The following is a 22,093-nucleotide window of genomic DNA, read 5'->3' on the forward strand; positions in this document are numbered from 1 at the left end:
TGCGCGCTGCCCGGTTAATTGGGCCCGCTGGCCTATCCTGCCATGGGGGGAGATTTTGTACGTCTCCCAAAGAGGGCTCATTCGTCGACGTCAGCGATGACTTTCAATATTTCGCCTTTGGCGATTGTTCGACGCTCCCACAAACTAAACAATACGCCCGGGTGAAGATATTTTTTTATCAAATCTGGACATAAGAATTTGATTGGCACAATCACCGTATCGCCCGGAGCAATGGCCCCATGCTGATCCAGCAAGAGGCGACAGTCAAAGTAAGCGTTAACACCATCTATTCTCAAGGGACAGCCGAACACTCGTTCGGGCGTCCTTCCTTGCCGACCGCCTTCCTGTGAAGGAAGGAATTGAATTCTCGCTTCAACATCACCCCTAATCACTTCAACCCTCCCGGAATCGGAGAATAGTTTAATGGTACTGGCGCTTTAAGCTGCGGCAGCAGATTAGTCGGTACTACAACCGTAGGAATTCCTCGATCTACACCATATTCCGGAACCATATCAGGCGTAATACTTGCCGAGGGGATTCCCGTCTGAATGATCGTAAACGGACCAATTTTAAGATTTTGGCTCGCTTGTTGTGCATATGATGCCGCACCTTGGGGGGTGGTCGAGAAATACTTATTTTCAATCCCTTGAACGTTGCTAAACGCTCCCGTCGCATTAATCGACTCTAGCTCGCCATCTTCCACGGCCCGGTAGAGCGCGGTTGTTCCGCTGTTTGTGGCGCTACCGCCGCCCATCACGCCCGGATTCAGCGCGGTGGCAACGCCCGCTCCCGTGGCTTGGCCGGCCGTCTGCGCATTGCCGCCAGCCCCCGACTGTTGGTCCCCGCCATTCTGAACCTGTTCCTGCCCGGTCAACGGCGAAACCGTAAATTTCGCCCCCTCGTCCTGCATCGCGGCCTGTTCACCGGCACTTGCCGCACCGTGTTCAAGGTTGCTACCGATCGACTTGAACGACGTCCCGTTGTTGATCGCCTCGTTTTCCGCAGCACCGGCACCCGCTGCGGCGTTCAGCCCTAGCGCGCCCGCCGTGACCCCGCCCGCCAAGGTCGCGGCCCCAATGATCGCCGCGCGCTGCGAATCAGTCAGCGTATTCGAACCGCCCGCCGCATCCACCAGCGCACCCGACGTCACCGCGCCTGCCGCACCGCCCACTGCCGACGATCCGCACCCCGTTCCCAGCGCCGCACCCGCAGCACAACCGAGCGCCGCGTGCTCCGCGATGTTCGTCGGCGACAGCGGATCGGTCGTCACGCCGATTGCGTTATTCGCCACCGACTCCGCGTCGGTCGCCACGTTGTTGAGCAACGCCGTGCCGAAGCTACCGCCCTCGATCGCGGTCTGTACGCCGGCGCCGATCAGACTCTGCCCAACGATGTTCTCTGCCGTGTTCCCCAGATTGGCCAGCGTCGCGGCCGGCGTGCCCTGCGTGATCCCGTTACCGAGGTTGCTGAGACCTGTGTTGCCGAGCAGTCCCTGCGTAAGACCCGCCGTCAGCGCCGTCACCCCTGCCGTCTCGAAGGTCGTCTTCAGATTGAGACTGCCCGTCGAGATCAACTGGTCCGCCGCGCTCGCCACCAGCGCCGTTGTGCCCGCCGCGAGACCTGTCGCCGCTGCACTGCCGAGCACGGCTAGTGTCGGACTGATCGCCGCGAGCGCAATCGGATCGATCAGCGAGTTGTAGAACGCGAACAGCTCGGGACCGAGCTCATACGAGAGTACGACCGCCGCCACCATCCCGATGACCGACAGCGGATCGAAACCCGTGTCGTCCGCGATCAAGGTCGTCTGGAGGTTGTTGCTGACCGTACTCTGCTGAAACTGCCCGCCAAGCTGACTCTTGAGGTTCGACAGCAGCTGCTGGGTGGCAGCCGTGTTCACGCTGCCATCCGCGTTGACCTGCTGCAGCGCCCCGCCGATCTGGTCCAGGCTTTGCACCTGCAGATCGTAGTTGGCGGCCGTCATGAACCCGCCCTGCTGCACCACCGTGCCGGTGGTTTGCAGCACGCCTTCATCGGCCTGGTTGTAGATGGTCCCGACGTTGGTCGAGCGCTGCTCGTTGGTGAGGCTCGCGGTATCGACGCTCAGGTTCTGCGCCGAGATCGAACCCGTGTTGAGGATGCTGTTCGCGTAATTCAGCGCGACGTTCGTGCCCGTGATTTCGCCGTCGGCGTTCACCACCGCATAGTTCTGCGGCAGCAGTACCTCGGGCATCAGCGCCTGCACCGTCGGGCACGCACCGTTACCGGTTGCCGTGCACCCCGGCTCCGGCACCGCCTGCTCGACGTACCAGAGCATCGGCGCGTTGATCTGCGCGAGCTGTGCCTGGCTCAGTTGCGTGCCCAGCGCGACGTTGTTCTGCTCCGCGTACTGCAGCGCAGCACCATACAGCGCCGCCGTATCCTGATTGTTGACCGACGCCTGACTGGTGCTGTCGGTCGCGCTGGGCGTGCTATAGAAGCTGCTCTTGCCGGTCGCCTCGAGCGCCGCCTGCTCGACCTGCTGCGCCTGCGTGTACGGGTCGTAATAGAACGGCACACTGCCCGGCTGCAGGTCGGCCGGCAACGCCGCGATCAGTGCCGCCGGCGACAACGCGCCCGTCACCTCCGCTGCCGGATTGTTCGTCAGATACGACACCTGAACAGTCTCGCCCGAAATCGTCTTGACGGTCGTGCTGCCGGGTGCGTTCGACGTCGGCACCGTCGGCGCGACCGGCTTGCCCACGGTCTGCACGCCGATCGGCGTGTTCGCCGGCAAGCCCGCCGCGCCCGTCACCGAAGTCGGCTGACCGGCAAGCGTCGTCACGAGGCCCGCGCTGTTGACCGTCGTCTGCGCGCTCGACGGTGCCGCCGGCGGCCCGAGTGAAATCACCTGCCCCGACACGGCCGGCGGCGGCGTATAGACGTTCGGATTCGTCAGCCCGTTCACGAGCGTTGCGCCCGTGAGGTTCACGGTCTGGCCAATCACGTTACCCGTATTGGTCAGCGTCGGCGAATTCACCGCAAGCGTGTTGCCGGCCTGAATCGTGCCCGGCACGAAGTCCGGCAGCCCCACCGCATCCGGCAAGCCCGCGGGATCCTGCGGCGCACTGCTGCTGTACGCGCTACCGTACAGTTGCGCGCACAACGACGAATTGTTTGCACACCCCCACGTCGCATACGGCGTTCCGTAGCGCGTGAAACCGCTGCTCCAGTACGCAGACAGATATTGGTTGTTGCTGGCCGCGCTGTTGCTCGCGTCGATCGTCACGTTGTTCAGTGCCGTGACGAGGCTCCCGGTGTTGCTGAAGGTTCCGGCCGTCAGGTTGACGTTGTGGTTCGCCGTGATCGTTGCGGGGCTTGCCGACTGGACGTCGACATACGCCTCGCAGTTGTACGTGCAGCCCGTATAGGGCGTCGCGCTGCCGTAGTTCTGGTGGATCTGCACCGGTGCGGCGATCGTGTTGGTCAGCGTCGCGGCATTGATATTGACGTCGTTGCCCGCCTCGATCGCGCCCGAGGTGTTCGTCACGCTGCCCGCCTGCGTGAGCGCGGTGGGCGTCGTCGACGTATCGGATGCCGTCGTGCCGGCCCCGCCGATCACGACGTTGCGTCCGGCCACCAGATTGCCGTAGGTGTTCGAGACCGAGCCTGCCGCGATCACGACATCGTTGCCGGCCGTGACGGTCGCGTTGGTTTGCTGATACGCATACGTCTGCGAATTCGGATTCGTCGTCGACAACGATGTACAGCCCGCGCTGTAGCCCGACGCGCAACCGGCCGTGGTCGTCATCGTGCCGATATTCGTGCCCTGATTCGTAAAGCTCGACGCGTTGACGTGAACGTCGTTGCCGGCCGCAAGCGTGCCCGCATTGGTCAGATTCCCGCCGGACAGGTTCAGGTTGTGACCGGCGACGATCTGGCCGGTCGCCTCCTGCACCGTCGTCGATGACGTGACCGACTGCACGGTCACGGCACCGGGCGAGTCGAACGTGAACGACGTGGGCGGCGTCGACGGGCCCACCGCGCAGAACTGCCCGTTGTCGCCCCCGCCGTTCGTACAGCCATACGCCCCGCCCGCATTGCCGCTGCCCCAGACAGATACGCCGCCCGACTTCTGCATCGACAGCAAGCCGTTCATGAAGGCCGTCAGCGACGCGGTATCCACCGTGTCCGTCACCGTCGAGCTCGCGGACGAGCCGCCGTTCGACAGCGACTGCACGTTCAGATTGACGTCGTTTCCGGCGCTGACGGTACCGCTCTGGTTATTGAGGCTGTTCGCCGTGAGATTCAGGTCGTGGCCCGCCGCGATCACCGAGCTGCCTGCGACGGCCCCGGTGGTGGTGGTCGTTTCCGTCACGGTCGGAATCGTCAACGTCGTAACCGGATAGACCGTGCCGTCACCATTGTTGGTCGGCACCGCCCCACCCTGCACGTACCAGAGATTCGCGCTTTGCGGCGTGCCGGAATTGCCGTTGTAGCCGACCAGCGTCGGCACCTGCACATACTGAACGGTGCCCGAGGTCGCGACCGGCGCGGACTGCGGACCGCTCACGCCGATATAGCCGACCCCGATGTTGGTATTGTTCGCGCCATCGGACCATCCACTGGTCAGCGGCGGCACGATACCCGTCACCGACAGCACGCCCCCGAGCGTGGCCGGCACCGTGGTCGACACCAGCGTCAGGTAACCGCCGTCCGGGCCGATATCGGTGATCCCGTACACCGTTTCGGTGCCGATCACGGTCGACATCAACAGAGGCGTGTTGACGATGGTCTTCGTGGTCGTCGTCGTGCTTGTCGTCGACGCGGACGAGTTGTTGACGGCTGCCGCCGTGATCGACACGTCGTTCGTCGCACTCAGCGTGCCGCCACCATTGTCGAGATTGCCTGACAGGTTGACGTTCAGGTTACCGCTGCCCGCCGGGCTGTTGCTGTTGCCGGCCTTGGTCGTGCCGTTCGAGTTGTCATAGCTCGAACCCGAAATCGTCAGCGTGTTCGCGGCCTGCACGGTTCCCGCATTGGTACCCGAACCATTCAGCGTGAATGCATCGTTCGCCGCGACCGTTCCGCCAGACTGATTCGCGAGCGACCCATTGATCGTGAGATCGTTGCCGTTGACGGTACCCGAGTTGCCGACCGTGCCGTTCAAGGTCAGTGAACCGGCGCCCTGGTTGATCGTGCCGGCATTGTTGATGCCGTTGGCCGCCGTGACCGTGACGGTCGTTCCCGGCAGCGTCCATGTTCCGGAGTTGTTCACCGACTGCGCCGACAGGTTCACCCCGTTGCCGCCGTTGACGGTCCCGTAACTGGCTGCCGACGGATCGAGCGTCTGGTTCGGCAGGTTCAGCGTCGCGACGTTCTGCGCGAGAATTTTTCCGTTCGTATTGTCGAACGAGCCATTGCCGCCCGTCACCGTCACGGTCGTGTTGCCGACGGCGGCAGTCGGGTTGCTCGCGTCGCTGGCAAAAATCAGGCCGTTCGCGTTGCTCAGGCTGCCCGTCGTCAGATTCAGCGCGTTCGTCGCGAGCAGGCCGCCCGAGTTGGTCGTCGCACCCGATACGCTGACGTTCGCCGTCGGCCCGTAGATCGTTCCCGAGTTGTCGAGGTTCGTCGCGGTCACGTTCGCCGTTTGCAGCGACGACAGGCTGCCTGCGTTCGAGACGGTCGTACCCGACACGTTCAGGTTGCCGGCCGCCATCTGCGTGCCGACGTTCGTCACCGTGCCGCCCGCCAGCGTCGCGTCGCCCTTGAACGCGGCCGTACCGCCCGTCGTCAGGCTCTGCGATGCCGCGATCTGCGTGGTGCCGCCGACCACCGCGTTCGCGGTCGTCACGTTCGCGCCACTCAAGGTCGCGTTGCCGCCGACGGACAGCGCCGGGGCACTGGCGTTGAAGGTCTGGTTGAGCTGGCCCGCCGACGTATCGAGGGTGTTCGCGGCCGTCGCGGTCAGGTTGCCGCCGACGGCCACGCCTTGCGTCGTGATGTTGGTCGCCGACAGGCTCGCGTTGTTCGAGGCGGTCGTCTGAGCGTTCAACGTCAGGTTCTGTCCGGCGTTCAGCGTTGCGTTGCCTGCGCTCGATACCGGGCTGGATGCCGTCAGGTTGCCTGATTTCGCGTCGACCGCGAGATCCCCCAGGCTCGTCACCTTGCCCTGCGTGTTCACGTCAGTGCCGGCCGTGATCGTCGTCGCCCCGCCCGAGAGCGCATCGCCCGCGAGCGTTGCACTGCCGTTCGTCGCCGTCAGCGTGCTGGTGCCGACCGCGGTGGTCGCGCCAAGGTTCAGGCTGTTCGCTGCCGTCGCACTCAGGTTGTTGCCGGTCTGGATCGCGCCCGAGACGGCAACGTTGTTGCCGGCATTCAGCGTCGTGTCGTTCGCGACGTTGATCGCGCCCGTGCCGTTGAGGTTGCGGCCCGCCGTGACACTCGCGTTACCCGTTCCATCGACCTCGAGGCCGCCGTTCAGGTTCACGTCGCGCGCGGCCGCGATCGTCGTGGTCTGGCCGCTCTGGAGCGTGCCGGCGACGGTTGCGTCCTGCCCGGCGTCGATGTTGACAGCGCCCGGCGTCGACACCGCCCCCGCCACCGTCACGCTGCCTGCGCTCGATCCGATCGATGTGTTGCCACCGCTGTAGACGGTGCCGCCAAGATTCACGCCCTGCGAGCCGCTCGCGTTCAACGTGCCGAGCGACACGACATTGCCGGTCGTCGTCAGCGAGCCGCCGTTTGCCGCAAGCGTCATGTCGCCGACCGATGCGGCCGTGCCCTGCACGCTGGTGTTGCCGCCCGACGTCACGCTCAGATTCCCGCCGCTCGTCACGTTCCCGCCGAGCGTCGTGTCTTGTCCGGACTGAATCGACACCGCGCCCGGCGCGGACACGGTGCCGCCGAAACTGGCGTTCGTGCCGGCCGTCGCGTTGACCGTGCTGCCGCTCTGCACCGCGCCGTTCAGCGCGATGGCCTGGCCTGCATTGAGGTTCACGCCCCCCTGCGAAGACGTGACGTTGCCCTGCCCCGTGATCGACCCATCCTGGGCGGCGATCGTCACGGGTCCTTGCGCCTGCACCGTGCCGCCGATCGTGGCGTTCTGGGCCGCCGTGACGGTGGCCGCGCCGTTCGACTGCAGGTTACCCTCGACCGCGGCCGAGCCTGTCGTTGCCGTCACGCTCGCGTCGCCCACCGAGGACACCGCCCCGTTGACGGTCGCATTGCGCGCGCCGGCCAGCGTTACCGTGCTGCCGCCCTGTACCGCGCCGTTGACGGTCAGGTCGCGCCCGGCGTTCGCCGAAATCGTGCCCGGCGCGCTCAACGACGAATTGATCGTCAAATCGCCGGTGCCGGTCTGCAACGCGAGATTCTGGCCCGACATCGAGCCGACCGTCATCGCATTGCCCGCATTGAGTGTCGCGTTCCCGTTCGCCGACACCGATGCGGTATTCAGGTTGCCGCCGGCAGTCATCGTGACGTTCTGCCCCGCCGACACCGCACCCGGCGCATTGATGTCGCCGTTTGCCGTGACCGTATAGTTCTGATTTGCCAGTCCGGTCCCGCTGATCGTCGTGTTGCCTGTGCTGGCGAGATTGACGTTCTGGCTGGCAAAAGTTTGTCCGACCGATACGTCGCCGTTCGCGTTGACGACCACGTTGCCCGCCGTTGCAGACAACGGGCCTTGCATGTTCGCGCCGAGCCCGGCGGCATTCTGGATGATGTAGATCTGGCCGCTCGTGACGGAGCCGTATTGGCTCGCGTCGATCGCCAGGCCGTTCGCAGTCGGGATCGCCGCAGCGTTGTTCGGCAGGCCGTTCGAGGCCGTCGCGTAGGTGATGCCGGTCGCCCCGGTAGCGGTCGGCGAAACGAGCTGGTTGCCGGTAATGATGTTCACACGCTGGTTGGCGTTCAGCGGTGCATTCACATTGACGGTCTGCGCGATCAGGTCCAGGTTCCCGACTGTACCGGCGATACCGGCTCCCGGCGTGCCATCGTTACCCTCCGGCCCGTCGACCGTGATGTTGCCGCCACCGACGCTGTACGCAACGGCGCCCGCGTTCGCGAAACTCGTCGCCGTGCCACCTACGCCGGTCAGAAACTGCGGCGTGCCGGTGGTCAGCGTGAGGTTCGAGATATTGGTCAGCGCGGTGCCGCCCGGAACGCTGATCCCGTTCGGATTGGCAATGATCAGGGATGCAGAATTTCCGAAAATCTCAAGAGGCCCGCCCAATACGGACGCATATTGACTGCCGGTGGATGTGACCTGAGCGAGGATGACCGAGGCGGTGCGCCCGGCGAGATTCGGATTGGCGCCGACCTGCCCGCCGATCAGGGAAGTCCCCGCGTACAGGCTATTGTTGAAGATCAGGCCAGCCGGCCCTGCCGACAGGTTCTGGAACTGCGACGCCGAAATGCCTTGTGCGTTCGGCGCAGGAATATCGATTACCGGGACCCCGGCCGAGCTTTGCGTGATGGTGGGCTGGAATGGAATCGGTGCGCGCGGGTCGACGATCGGCGCGGCATGGGCCACTTCGTCTGCCAGGAATACCGCCGGCGCGAAGTACATCACGACGATCATCGCCGCGGCAATACAACGCATCCACGCAGGCCGCGCAACGTCGGCACACGTCGAATCAGAAAAACGATAATCCGTACATGCCGATTCGCGTGCCAGCTTGCCCTGTGCAATGCGCTCGACCCCGGCCCATTGCGCCTTCTTGTTACGCATGATCTCCGCCCCTGCCAAGGCTTATTGTTCTGTCGTCCCGAGAAAATCCCGATGCGACCTTTCTCGGTTTGATAGTTTTACCGAGCGGAGCGTATCACGTGCAAATTTTGCTGATCATCAAGAATGGTTAGGCATCCCTTTCGATTTCCTTGATCCGGATGTAATCCTAAATCTTCCGTTGATGAATAAATTTATTCACGACGGAACGACCAGTTAGGATGGCTTTCATTTTCTTCGATGCTGCTTGACGGGCGATCCGCGCCAAACCGCCCTCACAGTCGAGGTCGAAGGAAAAAGTCGGGCTCTACGTGCGCAACGGCCGAGTCGGCAAGGTAAAGCCTGACCGAATGACGATCTGGAGGAAAAGGGGAATTTGGCGGAAGGCAGCCGGAGTCGAACCGACCCGGGAGTGTCTGACACCCCCAACCGGGTTTGAAGCCCGGCCGTACCACCGGATACGAATGCCTTCCGTGGAGAAAAAAACCCGAAAACAACCTGCGCCTACGGCTGAATACCCGCCCAACCGCTGTCAGGCCGCAGGAAGTGAAGATCGAGGTGAAAGCGAGTATACCCAACCCGATCGAAGAACTCGAGAATCTGGATCGCGCGCTTGCGGCCGAGCCCCGTCGCGTCGCGGAACGTCGCGGCATCGAGCCCGCCGCCGCTGCGCGACGCCGCGAGATGCGCGACCAGCTCAGCCAGTTCGCGCACGACGTCCGCATGATAGAACAGGTCGCGCACCATCTGCTGCACGTCGCCGCGCCGTGCGAGCTTGCGCAGCAGCGTACGCACCGCATCCTCGGACACCCCCGTGTCGCGAGCCAGGTCGCGCACCCACGGCGGATCGAAACGCCCCGCGTGAATCATCGGCAGCAGTTGCCGCGCCAGCGCTTCCTCCCGCTGATCGAGGCTCACCGAATGCGACGGCAGGTGCAGCCACGGCCCGCTGCGCACCACTTCGCCGCCGGCCACCAGCGCGTCGACGAGCGCGCGCCACAGCACATCGCCGGCGAGCGGCGCAGCCATCCGCCGCAGGCGCGCGGCGTCGAGCCCTTGCTCGTCGGGCACCCGCTCATGATAAGCGTGCAACGTATCGATCGCCCGCGTCTGCAGCGCACGCCAGTGCGCATGCGAAATCACCGCACCGTCATTCGACGCGGCACCGCGTTGTCCGATCGCCAGCGCGTCGTCGGGCAGCGCCAGCGCGTCCGGCGCGAAACCCGTCAGATGCGTGAGCACGTCGCGCGGGAGACCGAGCGGCGCCTGCGCGAGCAGCGCGTCGAGACGTCCTTCGTCGAGCCATGTCGCAAGCGCGTCGAGCCACGCACGGCGCTCGGGCGTGCGGCGCTTGCGCGCCGGCCCGAACGGATCGAGCACGCGACCGCCGCCGACCGTGCGCGTCGCCTGCGGATTGCGAACGATGAAGCGGTCACCCGGCAGCGCGAACACCGGTTCGTCGAACACCAGTTGCACGCGCATCCGCTGGCCGGCCGCAAGCGTGTCGCCGTCGAGCAGCGCCGCGTGCGCGACGCGATGCAGCGTGCCGAGATGCACGTGCAGCGGCGTCCAGTGCGACAGCGTCAGCCCCGCGTCCGCGAGCAGCGTCAGTTCGACGTCGAGTCGCGGCGACGTGGCGGCGAGCCGCGCGTCGGCAACGGTATCGCCGCGCTCGACGTCGGCCTTGTCGACCGCTGCCAGATTCAGCGCGCAACGCTGGCCCGCGCGCCCGGACTCGACCGGCCGGTTCTGCGCATGGATGCCGCGCACGCGGGCCGCGCCGCCCGTGCGCACGATCGCGAGCGTGTCGCCCGTCGCAACGCGGCCCGCGAACGCGGTGCCCGTCACGACGGTCCCCTGCCCCGCCAGCGTAAACACGCGGTCGACCGCGAGCCGGAACAGCCCGTCGTCGCGGCGGGCGCGCCACGCGATCGCCGCGTCGGACAGATGACGCTTCAACGCGGCCACACCCGGATCGTCCACGGCCGTGGCCCGCGTTTCGAAAACCGGCACGCCGGCCAGCGCCGAGTCGTGCAGCCAGACGGCGATTTCGTCGCGCACCTCGGCGGCGCGCGCAGCGTCGACGCGATCGCATTTCGTGAGCGCGACGGCGCCGTGCGTGACGCCCAGCAGTTGCAGGATCGCGAGATGCTCGCGCGTTTGCGGCATCACGCCGTCGTCGGCGGCAATCACGAGCAGCGCGAAATCGATCCCGCACGCGCCGGCCGCCATCGTGTGAATCAGCTTCTCGTGGCCGGGCACGTCGATCAGGCCGAGCACGTCGCCGTTGTCGAGCGGCGCATACGCGTAGCCGAGTTCGATCGAGATGCCGCGGGCCTTCTCTTCCTTCAGGCGATCGGTGTCGACGCCCGTCAGCGCGCGTACGAGCGTCGTCTTGCCGTGGTCGATGTGTCCCGCGGTGCCGACGATCATGCGGCGGGCCCCGCGAGCGGCGCGGGCGGCGCGCATTGCGCGACGAACGCCGCTTCGTCGGCGGCTTCGAGGCAGCGCAGGTCGAGCCGCAGCGCATTGTCGGCCACGCGGCCGATCACGGGGCGCGGCCACTCGCGCAGCCGCTTCTCGAGCTGCATGAGTGCGCGGCCGCTGCGCTTGCCGTCCGGCGTGCGGACGACGAGCCCGGCGCTCGGCAACTGGTCGACCGGCAGCGCGCCGCTGCCGATCTGGCTGAACATCGGCTCGACCGTCACGTCGAAACCGCTGCCGAGCGCGGCCTGCAGCACCGGGCGCACGCGTTCGGCGGCGTCGGCGATCTCGCGCTGCGGGCGTGTCAGCAGGCGCAGCGTCGTGAGCCGGTCGCGCAGGAATTCGGGCGCCCGGTAAAGACCCAGCACGGGCTCGAGCGCCGCGAGCGTCAGCTTGCCGACGCGCAGCGCGCGCTTGAGCGGATGCTTCTTGATCTTCGCGATCAGCGCGCGATCGCCGACGATCAGGCCGGCCTGCGGCCCGCCGAGCAGTTTGTCGCCGCTGAACGTGACAACGTTTGCGCCGGCGGCGACGGTTTCCTGCACGGTCGTCTCGTGCGGCAGGCCCCATTGCGACAGGTCGGCGAGCGTGCCGCTGCCGAGATCGACGGCGACCGGCAGCCCGTGCTCGCGCGCGAGCGGCGCGAGTTCGGCGAGCGTCGCCTCCTTCGTGAAGCCGCTGATCGCGTAGTTGCTGCAGTGCACCTTCATCAGCAGCGCGGTGCGCGGGCCGATCGCATCGGCGTAGTCGCGCAGATGGGTACGGTTGGTCGTCCCGACTTCGCGGAGCCTCGCACCGGCACGGCTCATGATGTCGGGAATGCGGAAGGCGCCGCCGATCTCGACCAGTTCCCCGCGCGACACGACGACTTCACGCTTCGTCGCGAGCGCCGACAGCGCCAGCAGCACGGCCGCCGCATTGTTGTTGACGACGGTCGCGGCTTCCGCGCCCGTCAGTTCGCACAGCAGATCGTCGATCAGGTCGTCGCGATCGCCGCGGCGGCCCGTGGCGAGATCGAATTCGAGGTTGACGGGCCGCGTGAGCACGTCGACCACCGCGCGCACCGCATCGTCCGGCAACAGCGCGCGGCCGAGATTCGTGTGCAGCACGGTGCCGGTCAGGTTGAAAACGGCGCGCACGGCGCCCGTGCGCTGCGCGGCCAGCGTACGCTCGACCGCCGTCGCGATGCGTGGCTCGTCGAGCGGCCCGGCCGCCGCCGGATCGTGCTGCGCCGCCGTGCGCCAGCGGTCGAGTTCGGCGCGCACCGCGTTCAGCACGCGGGTGCGGCCATAGTCGGCGAGCAACGGCTGCAGCGGCGCCGACGACAGCACACGCTCGACCGACGGCACGCGCGCCAGCACGGCATTCAGTTCATTCACACCGGGTTCGGTCACGTCTGGGGGGCTCCAGTCTGATGCTTCGCTGGGGGCCGGCGTCGGCGCTCGCGCACCGCCCCGGCCCCCGCCGTCAATCCGCTTCCCGCGAAACATCCGGCCACAGCAGCGGGTTCGGCGAACTGCGCTGGTAACCGGCCTCGTTCATCAACAGGTCGAGCGTGAGGCTCGCGAGATCGTCCGCCAGCGGCTCGAACTCGTAATCCTTCTCCTGGTAGCCGATCTTGCGATACGTCTTGCACTCGTCGCACGATTCGGCCTTGATGGCTTCGCTGCCGCCTTCGATCCCGTGATAGGCAATGCCCTTCGTCGAATCGCAGTGCGAGCACTTCGTGCGCACCATGTGCCATTCGGACGTGCACAGCCCGCATTGCAGGAAACGGTAACCCTGGAACGAGCCGCCGACCCGCACGACGCTCGCGACCGGATGCGTGCCGCACACGGGGCACAGCCCCGGCTGGTCGAGATACGGGACGTCGGCCGGGTTCACGCGGCTCGCGAGGTCGGTCCACACGACCTGCAGCGCGGCCATCAGGAACGGCGCGGTGGCCGGGTCGACTTCGGCGAAGCGCAGTGCGAGGATCGCATCGGCTTGCGCGTCGAGTTCGGCGGGCGCCATCAGGCGCAGCCGGTCGAGCAGCTTCGCGAGCGGCGGGTTGACAAGCCCGGCGCCTTCGACGCGGTCGAGCAGTTCGTACAGCACGGCACGCCAGCGCGGATCGCGCTCGCCGTCGAGCGCCGGCACGAGCGGCATCGAATGCTGCTGCGCACGCGCGATCGCTTCCTGCGACGGCAGCGGCAGGTCGAGCGTCTGCAGCGTCGCGTGCTGCGCATCGGCGACGGTGGCCATCAGGCGCAGGTAACCGCTGATCGGGTTCAGGTCGGCCAGCTTGCGCAGCCGCGCGGCGCGCGCCGAGAACGCGGTGGCGCGCTCCGGCAGGCGAAAGCGCGGGATGGCCGAATGATCGAGTGCCGAGATCTCGGTCGGTTCGAGGATGCGTTGAGTCACAGATATGTCTTCCAAAAAAACAAGCGCCGACGCATCGGCGCTTTCGGGCGGTTCCGGCGACGGGCGGGGCGGCCCGCCGCGATCGGCGAGCCGCCCCGCTCCGGTGCGTCATTTCACGCTTTCACGGAACCACTTCGGGTGATGCTTGCGAGCCCAGCCCAGCGTGACGGTGCCGCGCACCATCGCGCCGATCGAGCCCTTCACCCACAACGCCGCGTATATGTGCACGATGATGCTCGCGATCAGCACGAAGGCCGCCGCGGCATGCACGACAGCGGCCGCGCGGATCACCCCGATCGGGAAGTAGAACGAGAAGTAGCGCCGCCAGATCACGACTCCCGACAGCAGGAGCATCAGCAGGCACGCCACCAGCGTAAAGAATAGCAGCTTCTGCCCGGCGTTATAGCGGCCGACGGGCGGCAGCTTGTCCTCCTGGTTGGTCAGCACGTCGCCGATCTGCTTCAGCCACTGGCGATCGTCCGCGTCGAGCGCGTTGTGGTGCCAGAAGCGCACGACCAGGATCGCGAACGACACGAACATCACGAGGCCGACGAACGGATGCAGGATCCGCGTCCACTGGCCGCCGCCGAACAGCGCGGTCAGCCAGAACATCGACGGATGGAACAGCGCGAGCCCGGACAGCGCGAGCAGCACGAACGTGATCGCGGTGATCCAGTGGTTCGTGCGCTCGTTCGCCGAGTAGCGGACGATCAGGTTGGGGTCGTCGTGCTTCATTTCGCGTCCTCCTTGATGCGTCGCGCCTCGTCGCGCGCGGCCGATTCTTCCTCGTCGCTCACCTCGTTCGGGCCGATCCGGACGTAGTGGAAGAACCCGGCGAGCGCGGTCAGCACGATGCCGGCGACCGCGAGCGGCTTCGCGATGCCCTTCCACAGCTTCACCATCGGGCTGATCGACGGGTTGTCGGGCAGCCCGTGATACAGCGACGGTTTGTCCGCGTGGTGCAGCACGTACATCACGTGCGTGCCGCCGACGCCCTGCGGGTCGTACAGCCCCGCATGCTCGAAGCCGCGCTCCTTCAGGTCCTCGATCCGCTCGGCCGCGTGCTGCTTCATGTCCTCCTTGGTGCCGAACACGATCGCGCCCGTCGGGCAGGTCTTCACGCAGGCCGGTTCCTGGCCGACCGCGACGCGGTCGGAACAGAGCGTGCACTTGTACGCGCGATGATCCTTCTTCGAGATCCGCGGAACGTTGAACGGGCAGCCGGTCACGCAATAGCCGCAACCGATGCAGTTCTCCTCGTGGAAATCGACGATCCCGTTGTTGTACTGCACGATCGCGCCCGGCGAAGGGCACGCCTTCAGGCAGCCCGGATCCTCGCAGTGCATGCAGCCGTCCTTGCGGATCAGCCATTCGAGGTCGCCCGCCGGGTTCTCGTATTCGGAGAACCGCATCACCGTCCACGAGTGTTCCGACAGGTCGGCCGGGTTGTCGTACACGCCGACGTTGGTGCCGACCTCGTCGCGCAGGTCGTTCCACTCCATGCATGCCGTCTGGCATGCCTTGCAGCCGATGCACTTCGATACGTCGATCAGCTTCGCGACGCTCCCGGTCACCGGTTCGCGCACCGTGGGCGGTGGCGTCGTGGTGGCCGAGACGCGCTTGATATCCAGCGATTGCAATGCCATCTCTATCCCCTTACGCCTTTTCGACCTTCACCAGGAACGACTTGAATTCCGGTGTATAGGAGTTGCCGTCGCCCACGGACGGAGTCAGGGTATTGGCGAGATAGCCGGGCTTCGTCAGACCCTTGAAGCCCCAGTGCAACGGAACGCCGACCGTCTGGACCGTCTTGCCGTCGATCGTCAGCGGCTTGATCCGCTTCGTGACGAGCGCGACCGCGATGATGTAGCCGCGCTTGGACGACACCTTCACGCGTTCGCCATGCGCGACGCCGACCTCCTTCGCGAGCTCCTCGCCGATCTCGACGAATTGCTGGGGCTGGATGATCGAATTCAGCCGCGCATGCTTGGTCCAGTAGTGGAAGTGCTCGGTCAGACGGTACGTCGTCGCGACGTGCGGGAACTCCGATGCCTTGCCGAACGACGCGCGGTCGTCCGGGAACACGCGCGCAGCCGGATTGTTCAGCGCCTGCGGGTTGTTCGGGTGCAACGGGTTCGCGTCGAGCGGCGTCTCGAACGGCTCGTAGTGCTCGGGGAACGGTCCTTCGTTCATCCCCGCCCGTGCGAAAAAGCGCGCGACGCCTTCCGGGTTCATGATGAACGGCCCCATCCCGTTTTCGGGCGGTTCGTCCGCCTTGAAATCGGGAATGTCGGGCCCCGCCCACGCCTTGCCGTTCCAGCCGATCAGCTTGCGGGTCGGGTCGAACGGCTTGCCGTTCACGTCGCACGATGCGCGGTTGTACAGGATCCGCCGGTTCGCCGGCCACGCCCACGCCCAGTTCAGCGTCTGGCCGATGCCGGTCGGGTCGGCGTTGTCGCGCCGCCCCATCTGGTTGCCGGCCTGCGTCCATGCGCCGCAGAAGATCCAGCAGCCGCTCGCGGTCGTGCCGTCGTCCTTCAGCTGCGCGAAGCCGGCCAGTTGCTCGCCCTTCTTCACGAGCGTCTTGGCCGGATCCTTCGGGTCGGGCAGATCCGCGAGCGCACGGCCGTTGAACTCCATCGCCAGCTCTTCGGGCGTCGGGCTTTCCGGGTTCGCGTACGGCCAGGTCAGGTTCACGATCGGATCCGGGTACTTGCCGCCGTCCGCCTGGTACATCTTGCGCATGCGCAGGAACAGCCCCGACATGATCTCGAGATCGCTCCTCGCCTCGCCCGGCGGCTCCGCGCCCTTCCAGTGCCACTGCAGCACGCGGCTCGAACTCACGAGCGAACCGTTTTCCTCGGCGAAGCACGTGGTCGGCAGACGGAACACCTCGGTCTGGATCTGCGATGCGTCGACGTCGTTGTAGTCGCCGTGATGCTTCCAGAACTCGGACGTCTCGGTCGCGAGCGGATCCATGATCACGAGCCACTTCAGCTTCGCGAGGCCTGCCGCCGTCTTCACCTTCGACGGCGCCGCCGCGAGCGGGTTGAAGCCCTGGCAGATGTAGCCGTTCATCTTGCCGGCATTCATCAGCTCGATCGCCTGCAGCAGGTCGTACTGCTTGTCCAGCTTCGGCAGGTAGTCGTAGCCCCAGTTGTTCTCGGCCGTTGCGGCGTCGCCCCACCACGACTTCATGAAGCTGACGTGGAAGGCCTTGTAGTTCTTCCAGTAGCTCAGCTGGTTCGGCCGCAGCGGCTGCTGCACGCGCTTCGCGATGTAGCCGTCGAAATCCTGCTCGGCCTGCATCGGCAGCGTCATGTAGCCCGGCAACAGGTTCGACATCAGCCCGAGGTCGGTCAGCCCCTGGATGTTCGAGTGGCCGCGCAGCGCATTCATCCCGCCGCCGGCGATGCCGATGTTGCCGAGCAGCAGCTGCACCATCGCGCCGGTGCGGATGATCTGCGCGCCGATCGAGTGGTGCGTCCAGCCGAGCGCGTACAGCACCGTGCCGGCGCGGCCGGGCACGGCCGTCGTCGCGAGCATCTCGCACACCTTCAGGAATTTCTCCTTCGGCGTGCCGCAGACCTGCTGGACCCGCTCCGGCGTATAGCGCGCGTAGTGCTGCTTCAGCAGGTTGTACACGCAACGCGGATGCTGCAGCGTCGGGTCGACCTTCGCGAAACCGTCGTCGCCGCGCTCGTAGTCCCAGCTCGATTTGTCCGGGTACGCGTGCTTCTCCGCGTCGTAGCCGGAATAGATGCCGTCGTTGAACGCGAAATCCTCGCGCACGATGAACGAGAAGTCCGTGTAGTTCTTCACGTACTCATGCTGGATCTTGTCGTTCGTCAGCAGATAGTTGATGACGCCGCCCAGGAAGACGATGTCGGTGCCGGTGCGGATCGGCGCGTAGTAGTCGGCCACCGAGGCCGTACGCGTAAAGCGCGGGTCGACGACGATCAGCCGCGCCTTGCGGTGCGCCTTCGCCTCCGTTACCCACTTGAAACCGCACGGATGGGCCTCGGCTGCATTGCCGCCCATCACGAGAATCACGTCCGCGTTCTTGATGTCGACCCAATGGTTCGTCATCGCTCCACGGCCAAACGTCGGGGCAAGACCTGCCACCGTCGGGCCATGTCAGACACGCGCCTGATTGTCGAATGCGAGCATCCCGAGACTGCGGATCGTCTTGTGCGTCAGGTAGCCGACCTCGTTGCTGCCCGCCGACGCGGCCAGCATGCCGGTCGTCAGCCAGCGGTTGACCTTCGCGCCGTCTTCCGCCGTCTCGACGAAGTTCGCGTCGCGGTCGGCCTTCATCAGCTTCGCGATGCGGTCGAGCGCGTCGTTCCACGAGATCGGTTCCCACTTGTCGGAGCCGGGCGCACGATACTCGGGATGCGTCAGGCGGCTCGGGCTGTGGATGAAATCGATCAGGCTCGCGCCCTTCGGGCACAGCGTGCCGCGATTGACGGGGTGGTCGGGATCGCCCTCGATGTGGATGATGCTCGGCTGCGCATTCTTCGCGCCGTCTCCGAGGCTGTACATCAGGATGCCGCAACCGACTGAACAATAAGGACAGGTGTTGCGCGTTTCGACTGTGCGCGCCAGCTTGTACTGTCGGACTTCGGCAAGCGCTTCGGACGGAGAAAAGCCCAGCAGGGCAAGACTCGATCCGGCAAGCGACGTGGCCGTCACCTTCAGGAACTGGCGCCGGGACATTTGTAGCATGGCGGTCTCGGCGTTATTGTGGGGGTGAGGAAACTGAAAGGAATTATAGACAGTCTGCGCAACTATGTTCGATTCCTCGCATCAATACGGTAATGTGCGCCTAAAAGCACGCAACATCCGATATCCGTCCGATCCACATTCCCGGCCGGCACGCCGGGCCGCTACCGGTCACGCATGAAACGACAGATCACCACCGAGGCGACCCGCCTCGCCCAGCAGCAGGCCAACTGGGCCCTCACCGCGTTCCGGCGCTTCTCGTCCGACCGCTGCTCCGCGATGGCCGCGGGCATCGCGTTTTTCTCCGCGTTCTCGCTCGCGCCGATGCTCGTGATGGTGATCGCGGTGGCCGGCTGGTTCTACGGCGACGACGCCGCGCGCGGCCAGGTGTTCGAACAGGCGCACCAGTTGATCGGCAACGACGCCGCGGCCAGCATCCAGACGATCGTGCAGAACGCGCACCGCGCCGGCGAGCGCGGCGGCCTCGCGACGCTGATCTCGTTCGGCGCGCTCGCGATCGGCGCATCGGCCACCTTCGCGTCGCTCAGCGCCGCGCTGAGCGTGATCTGGCCTGCCACCGAAAACCGCTGGTCGAGCATGCTCGGGCTCGTGCGCGTCCGGCTGATCTCGTTCGGGCTCGTGCTCGGCGTCGCGTTCCTGCTGATCGTGTCGCTCGTGCTCGACACCGCGATCACGTTCGTCGGCACTTGGCTGCTCGGCAATTCGCCGTATGTCGTCGTCACGAACCTCGTGCAGTTCTTCGTCGGCATCGCGGTGCTGGCCGGCGCATTCGCGTCGCTGATGAAGTTCCTGCCCGACGCGCGCGTCGCGTGGCGCGACGCGGCGATCGGCGGCGTGGTGTCCGCGATCCTGTTCTCCGGCGGCAAGAAACTGTTCGCGCTGTACCTTGCGCATGCGGGCACCGCGAGCGCGTTCGGCGCGGCCGGATCGTTCGCCGTCCTGCTGATGTGGCTGTACTTCTCCGCGGTCGTGCTGCTGCTCGGCGCGGAATTCGCGGCGGCGCGCGGCAACGCGCACCGGAGCGCCGGCGCCGAACCGGCCTTGTCCGCCCAGACCGGGCAAGCCGTCGAGCGCCTGCGCGACGACTGATCCTCTCGCGGTTGACCGGCCTCGCGCACGTCGCCAAGCCCCCCGCACATCCCCCCGCCCCCTTGCAATCACGCTGCCCGCCGCGCATTCGCGGGCGTTGACGCGTTCTTTGCACGCCGGCGGATGCGCCGCCGCAATCGCAAACGTTTGCAAGCCTCCGATTCCGTGTCCGAACCGCCCGAAACGGCCTGCCTGCCGTACCGTGCTTCGACTATCGAAACAATCGCACCGCAGCAACTGTCAACCATTTCAAAAATAGGAACAGTCGTTGATGTACTTGATATATATGGACTTTTTCGCGCTGTCACCTTTTCGAGACACTTTATTTTTTAAGCTTTCTTGCGTGTATGGCACTGAGCTATTCTCCATTTCGCAACAAATAACGATGAATCACTTGCGTGGAGAAACTCAACGATGAAGAAATTCGCTCTCTCGACCCTCTCGCTGGCCCTGCTGGGTGCCGCTGGCGCTGCTCACGCTCAATCGAGCGTCACGCTGTACGGCGTGATCGACACGTCGATCGCCTACGTCCACGGCAACAACGGTCAAGGTAACAACTCGTGGCAAATGCTGTCGGGCAACCTGCAAGGCAGCCGCTTCGGCCTGAAAGGCGCTGAAGACCTCGGCGGTGGCCTGAAGGCGATCTTCCAGTTGGAAAACGGTTTTGATCCGGGCACCGGCAAGCTGAACCAGGGCGGTCGCATGTTCGGCCGTCAGGCATTCGTCGGCCTGCAGAGCAACCAGTACGGTACGCTGACGCTCGGCCGCCAGTACGACCCGCTGGTCGACCTGGTCCAGGCAGTCACGGCAGACAACTACTTCGGCAGCACGTTCGCCACGCCGGGCGACGTTGACAACAACGACAACAGCCTGCGCGTCAGCAACGCGATCAAGTACACGTCGCCGGTCTTCGCCGGCTTCCAGGCTGAAGGCATGTACGCCCTCGGCGGCGTGGCAGGCAAGACGGGCGCCGGCCAGACGTGGTCGGTTGCAGCTGCATACAACAACGGCCCGGTCGGCGTTGCCGCAGGCTACTTCTACGCGAACAACCCGTCGCCGACGACCGCCGGCCTCCGTTCGGGCTGGGGCTCGACGACGTCGGACAACATCGTCGACGGCCCGATCAACTCGGGTTACGCATCGGCGAAGTCGATCGGTATCGCACAGGTTGCAGGTCAGTACGTGATCGGCCCGGTGACGGTCGGCCTCGGCTACAGCAACGCACAGTACAAGCCGGACGCATTCTCCGGCTTCGGTTCGACCGAAAAGTACAACACGGGCCGCGGCTTCGTGACGTACCAGGTCACGCCGCCGCTGCTGCTGGGCCTCGGCTACTCGTACACGAAGGCGAGCGGCGACACGGACGCGAAGTACCACCAGGTTTCGCTGGGTGCGGACTACTCGCTGTCGAAGCGCACGGACGTCTACCTGGTTGGCGCGTACCAGCACGCAAGCGGCACGCAGCTCGTCGACGGCGTGCAGCAAAGCGCGCAAGCTTCGATCGGCTCGTACGGCTTCGCCGGCAAGAACTCGCAAGAAATGGTCGCACTCGGCCTGCGCCACAAGTTCTAAAAACGACGTACCCGGCGTGCATGGCGTCTCCGACGCCTTGTCGCCGACCTGGAAAGCCAGTCATCGGTTTCGGCCGTGGCTGGCTTTTTTTTCGTCCGTCGGCGGCGGGCCGGCGCGACCCGCAGCGGCCGACGAACGCCGCCCGGCTGCCCAAGCCCGTCCGCCGTCCGGCAACGGCGCCTGACGGCTGCCATGCGCCGGAAGAACGGCTTCCGGATCGCAGCCCCTCGTCGTTTCTCCACCGGGCGACTACCATCCGCACTGTCGGCGCCACGGATCGGGCGTGGCGACCGCTCGCCCCGGCCTGTCGATTCCGACGGCGCTCGTCCGTCGTATCGAGGCCGGCACACGGTTTGCGCCGTGCGCCCTGACGGACAGGAGATTCGCCATGACGATTCAGAAGATCACGCCCTTCCTCTGGTACGCGGCGGAAGCCGAGGAAGCCGCAACCTTCTATGCAGGCATTTTTCCGGATTCGCGCATCGTACGCGTCACGGCGGTGCCCGGCACCGACGGCACGCGGATGGTCGAGTTCGAGCTGTTCGGACAGCCGTTCTTCGCGATGAGCCACCCGCGCACCGAGACGTTCAACCACGCGATCTCGCTGCTGGTCAGTTGCACCGACCAGGCGGAACTCGACCGCTACTGGTACGCCCTGCTCGACAACGGCGGCACGGCCGACGGCTGCGGCTGGCTGAGAGACCGCTACGGCGTCTCGTGGCAGATCGTTCCGGAGGCGCTGATCCCGATGATGGCCGACCGCGACGCCGTCAAGGCCGCGCGCGTGGCCGCCGCGATGATGCAGATGACCAGGCTCGACGACGCCGTGCTGAAGGCCGCCTATGCCGGTACGGCCGGCTGACGGAACACGTTGCGCCGCGCATGCGCCATGATGCGCCGGGGCGCCTGAGGGGCGTCCGGTTCAACGGCACGCGCATACGGCCGCCACGCGAATGATCGTGATCCTCGTCGGTGACGCCCGGAAGGCGGCCACGTTCGCGGCATCCGCCGCTATGTCGACAGCATCGATTCGACCGTGCGCCGCGCGTCGCCTATGAATGCCGCGAGGCATTTCCCCGACAGGATCGCCGC

General features: G+C 65.8%; 10 protein-coding genes and 1 tRNA gene. 3 read left to right on the top strand and 8 right to left on the bottom strand.

Features of this window, described 5'->3' with window-relative positions:
* Positions 1-388: 388 nt before the first annotated feature.
* The 8 genes from GQ56_RS0135365 to fdnG all read right to left on the bottom strand — a co-directional run bounded on the left by GQ56_RS0135365 (position 389) and on the right by fdnG (position 18,322).
* Positions 389-8,581: a two-partner secretion domain-containing protein gene (locus tag GQ56_RS0135365; protein ID WP_052007402.1), complete on the bottom strand. Its 8,193-nt coding sequence runs from the start codon at positions 8,579-8,581 to the stop codon at positions 389-391.
* Positions 8,582-9,084: 503 nt separating this feature from the next.
* Positions 9,085-9,180: transfer RNA gene (locus GQ56_RS0135370), tRNA-Sec, on the bottom strand.
* Positions 9,181-9,211: 31 nt separating this feature from the next.
* The gene (gene selB, locus GQ56_RS0135375; RefSeq protein ID WP_031403140.1) at positions 9,212-11,140 is read right to left on the bottom strand and encodes a selenocysteine-specific translation elongation factor; all 1,929 of its coding nucleotides are present in this window, start codon (positions 11,138-11,140) and stop codon (positions 9,212-9,214) included.
* On the bottom strand, positions 11,137-12,585 hold the full coding sequence (gene selA / locus GQ56_RS0135380; RefSeq protein WP_031403141.1) for an L-seryl-tRNA(Sec) selenium transferase: 1,449 nt from the start codon (positions 12,583-12,585) through the stop codon (positions 11,137-11,139). Before selA ends, selB begins: the two co-directional genes overlap by 4 nt.
* Positions 12,586-12,658: 73 nt before the next feature.
* Complete coding sequence (gene fdhE / locus GQ56_RS0135385; RefSeq protein ID WP_031403142.1) at positions 12,659-13,594, bottom strand: formate dehydrogenase accessory protein FdhE; 936 nt, start codon at positions 13,592-13,594, stop codon at positions 12,659-12,661.
* A gap of 108 nt (positions 13,595-13,702) precedes the next feature.
* Positions 13,703-14,329, bottom strand: a complete 627-nt coding sequence (locus tag GQ56_RS0135390) for a formate dehydrogenase subunit gamma (RefSeq protein WP_031403143.1) — start codon at positions 14,327-14,329, stop codon at positions 13,703-13,705.
* Positions 14,326-15,240 carry a formate dehydrogenase subunit beta gene (gene fdxH, locus GQ56_RS0135395; protein WP_031403144.1) on the bottom strand — a complete coding sequence of 305 codons (915 nt, stop codon included), beginning with the start codon at positions 15,238-15,240 and terminating at the stop codon, positions 14,326-14,328. The genes GQ56_RS0135390 and fdxH overlap by 4 nt, the downstream gene beginning before the upstream one ends.
* 10 nt (positions 15,241-15,250) lie before the next feature.
* Entirely contained in the window at positions 15,251-18,322 is a 3,072-nt protein-coding gene (fdnG, locus tag GQ56_RS0135400) for a formate dehydrogenase-N subunit alpha (protein ID WP_081895023.1), read from the bottom strand.
* A gap of 174 nt (positions 18,323-18,496) precedes the next feature.
* Here fdnG and GQ56_RS0135410 point away from each other — a divergent pair, with 174 nt between their 5' ends.
* The 3 genes from GQ56_RS0135410 (at position 18,497) to GQ56_RS0135420 (ending at position 21,863) form a co-directional block, all read left to right on the top strand.
* The gene (locus GQ56_RS0135410) at positions 18,497-19,429 is read left to right on the top strand and encodes a YihY/virulence factor BrkB family protein (RefSeq protein WP_031403147.1); all 933 of its coding nucleotides are present in this window, start codon (positions 18,497-18,499) and stop codon (positions 19,427-19,429) included.
* Positions 19,430-19,843: 414 nt separating this feature from the next.
* Positions 19,844-21,001, top strand: a complete 1,158-nt coding sequence (locus GQ56_RS0135415) for a porin (RefSeq protein WP_031403148.1) — start codon at positions 19,844-19,846, stop codon at positions 20,999-21,001.
* A 388-nt stretch (positions 21,002-21,389) separates the two neighbouring features.
* Positions 21,390-21,863: a VOC family protein gene (locus GQ56_RS0135420; protein ID WP_031403149.1), complete on the top strand. Its 474-nt coding sequence runs from the start codon at positions 21,390-21,392 to the stop codon at positions 21,861-21,863.
* The last annotated feature ends 230 nt before the right edge of the window (positions 21,864-22,093 follow it).

It is taken from the genome of Burkholderia paludis, from assembly GCF_000732615.1.
Lineage (GTDB): Bacteria > Pseudomonadota > Gammaproteobacteria > Burkholderiales > Burkholderiaceae > Burkholderia > Burkholderia paludis.

What these genes read in the sequence shown, in the direction of transcription:
- GQ56_RS0135365 (WP_052007402.1), bottom strand. Translation starts at nt 8,581, where the DNA reads ATGCGTTGTATTGCCGCGGCGATGATCGTCGTGATGTACTTCGCGCCG.
- selB (WP_031403140.1), bottom strand. Translation starts at nt 11,140, where the DNA reads ATGATCGTCGGCACCGCGGGACACATCGACCACGGCAAGACGACGCTC.
- GQ56_RS0135390 (WP_031403143.1), bottom strand. Translation starts at nt 14,329, where the DNA reads ATGAAGCACGACGACCCCAACCTGATCGTCCGCTACTCGGCGAACGAG.
- fdxH (WP_031403144.1), bottom strand. Translation starts at nt 15,240, where the DNA reads ATGGCATTGCAATCGCTGGATATCAAGCGCGTCTCGGCCACCACGACG.
- GQ56_RS0135410 (WP_031403147.1), top strand. Translation starts at nt 18,497, where the DNA reads ATGAAACGACAGATCACCACCGAGGCGACCCGCCTCGCCCAGCAGCAG.
- GQ56_RS0135415 (WP_031403148.1), top strand. Translation starts at nt 19,844, where the DNA reads ATGAAGAAATTCGCTCTCTCGACCCTCTCGCTGGCCCTGCTGGGTGCC.
- GQ56_RS0135420 (WP_031403149.1), top strand. Translation starts at nt 21,390, where the DNA reads ATGACGATTCAGAAGATCACGCCCTTCCTCTGGTACGCGGCGGAAGCC.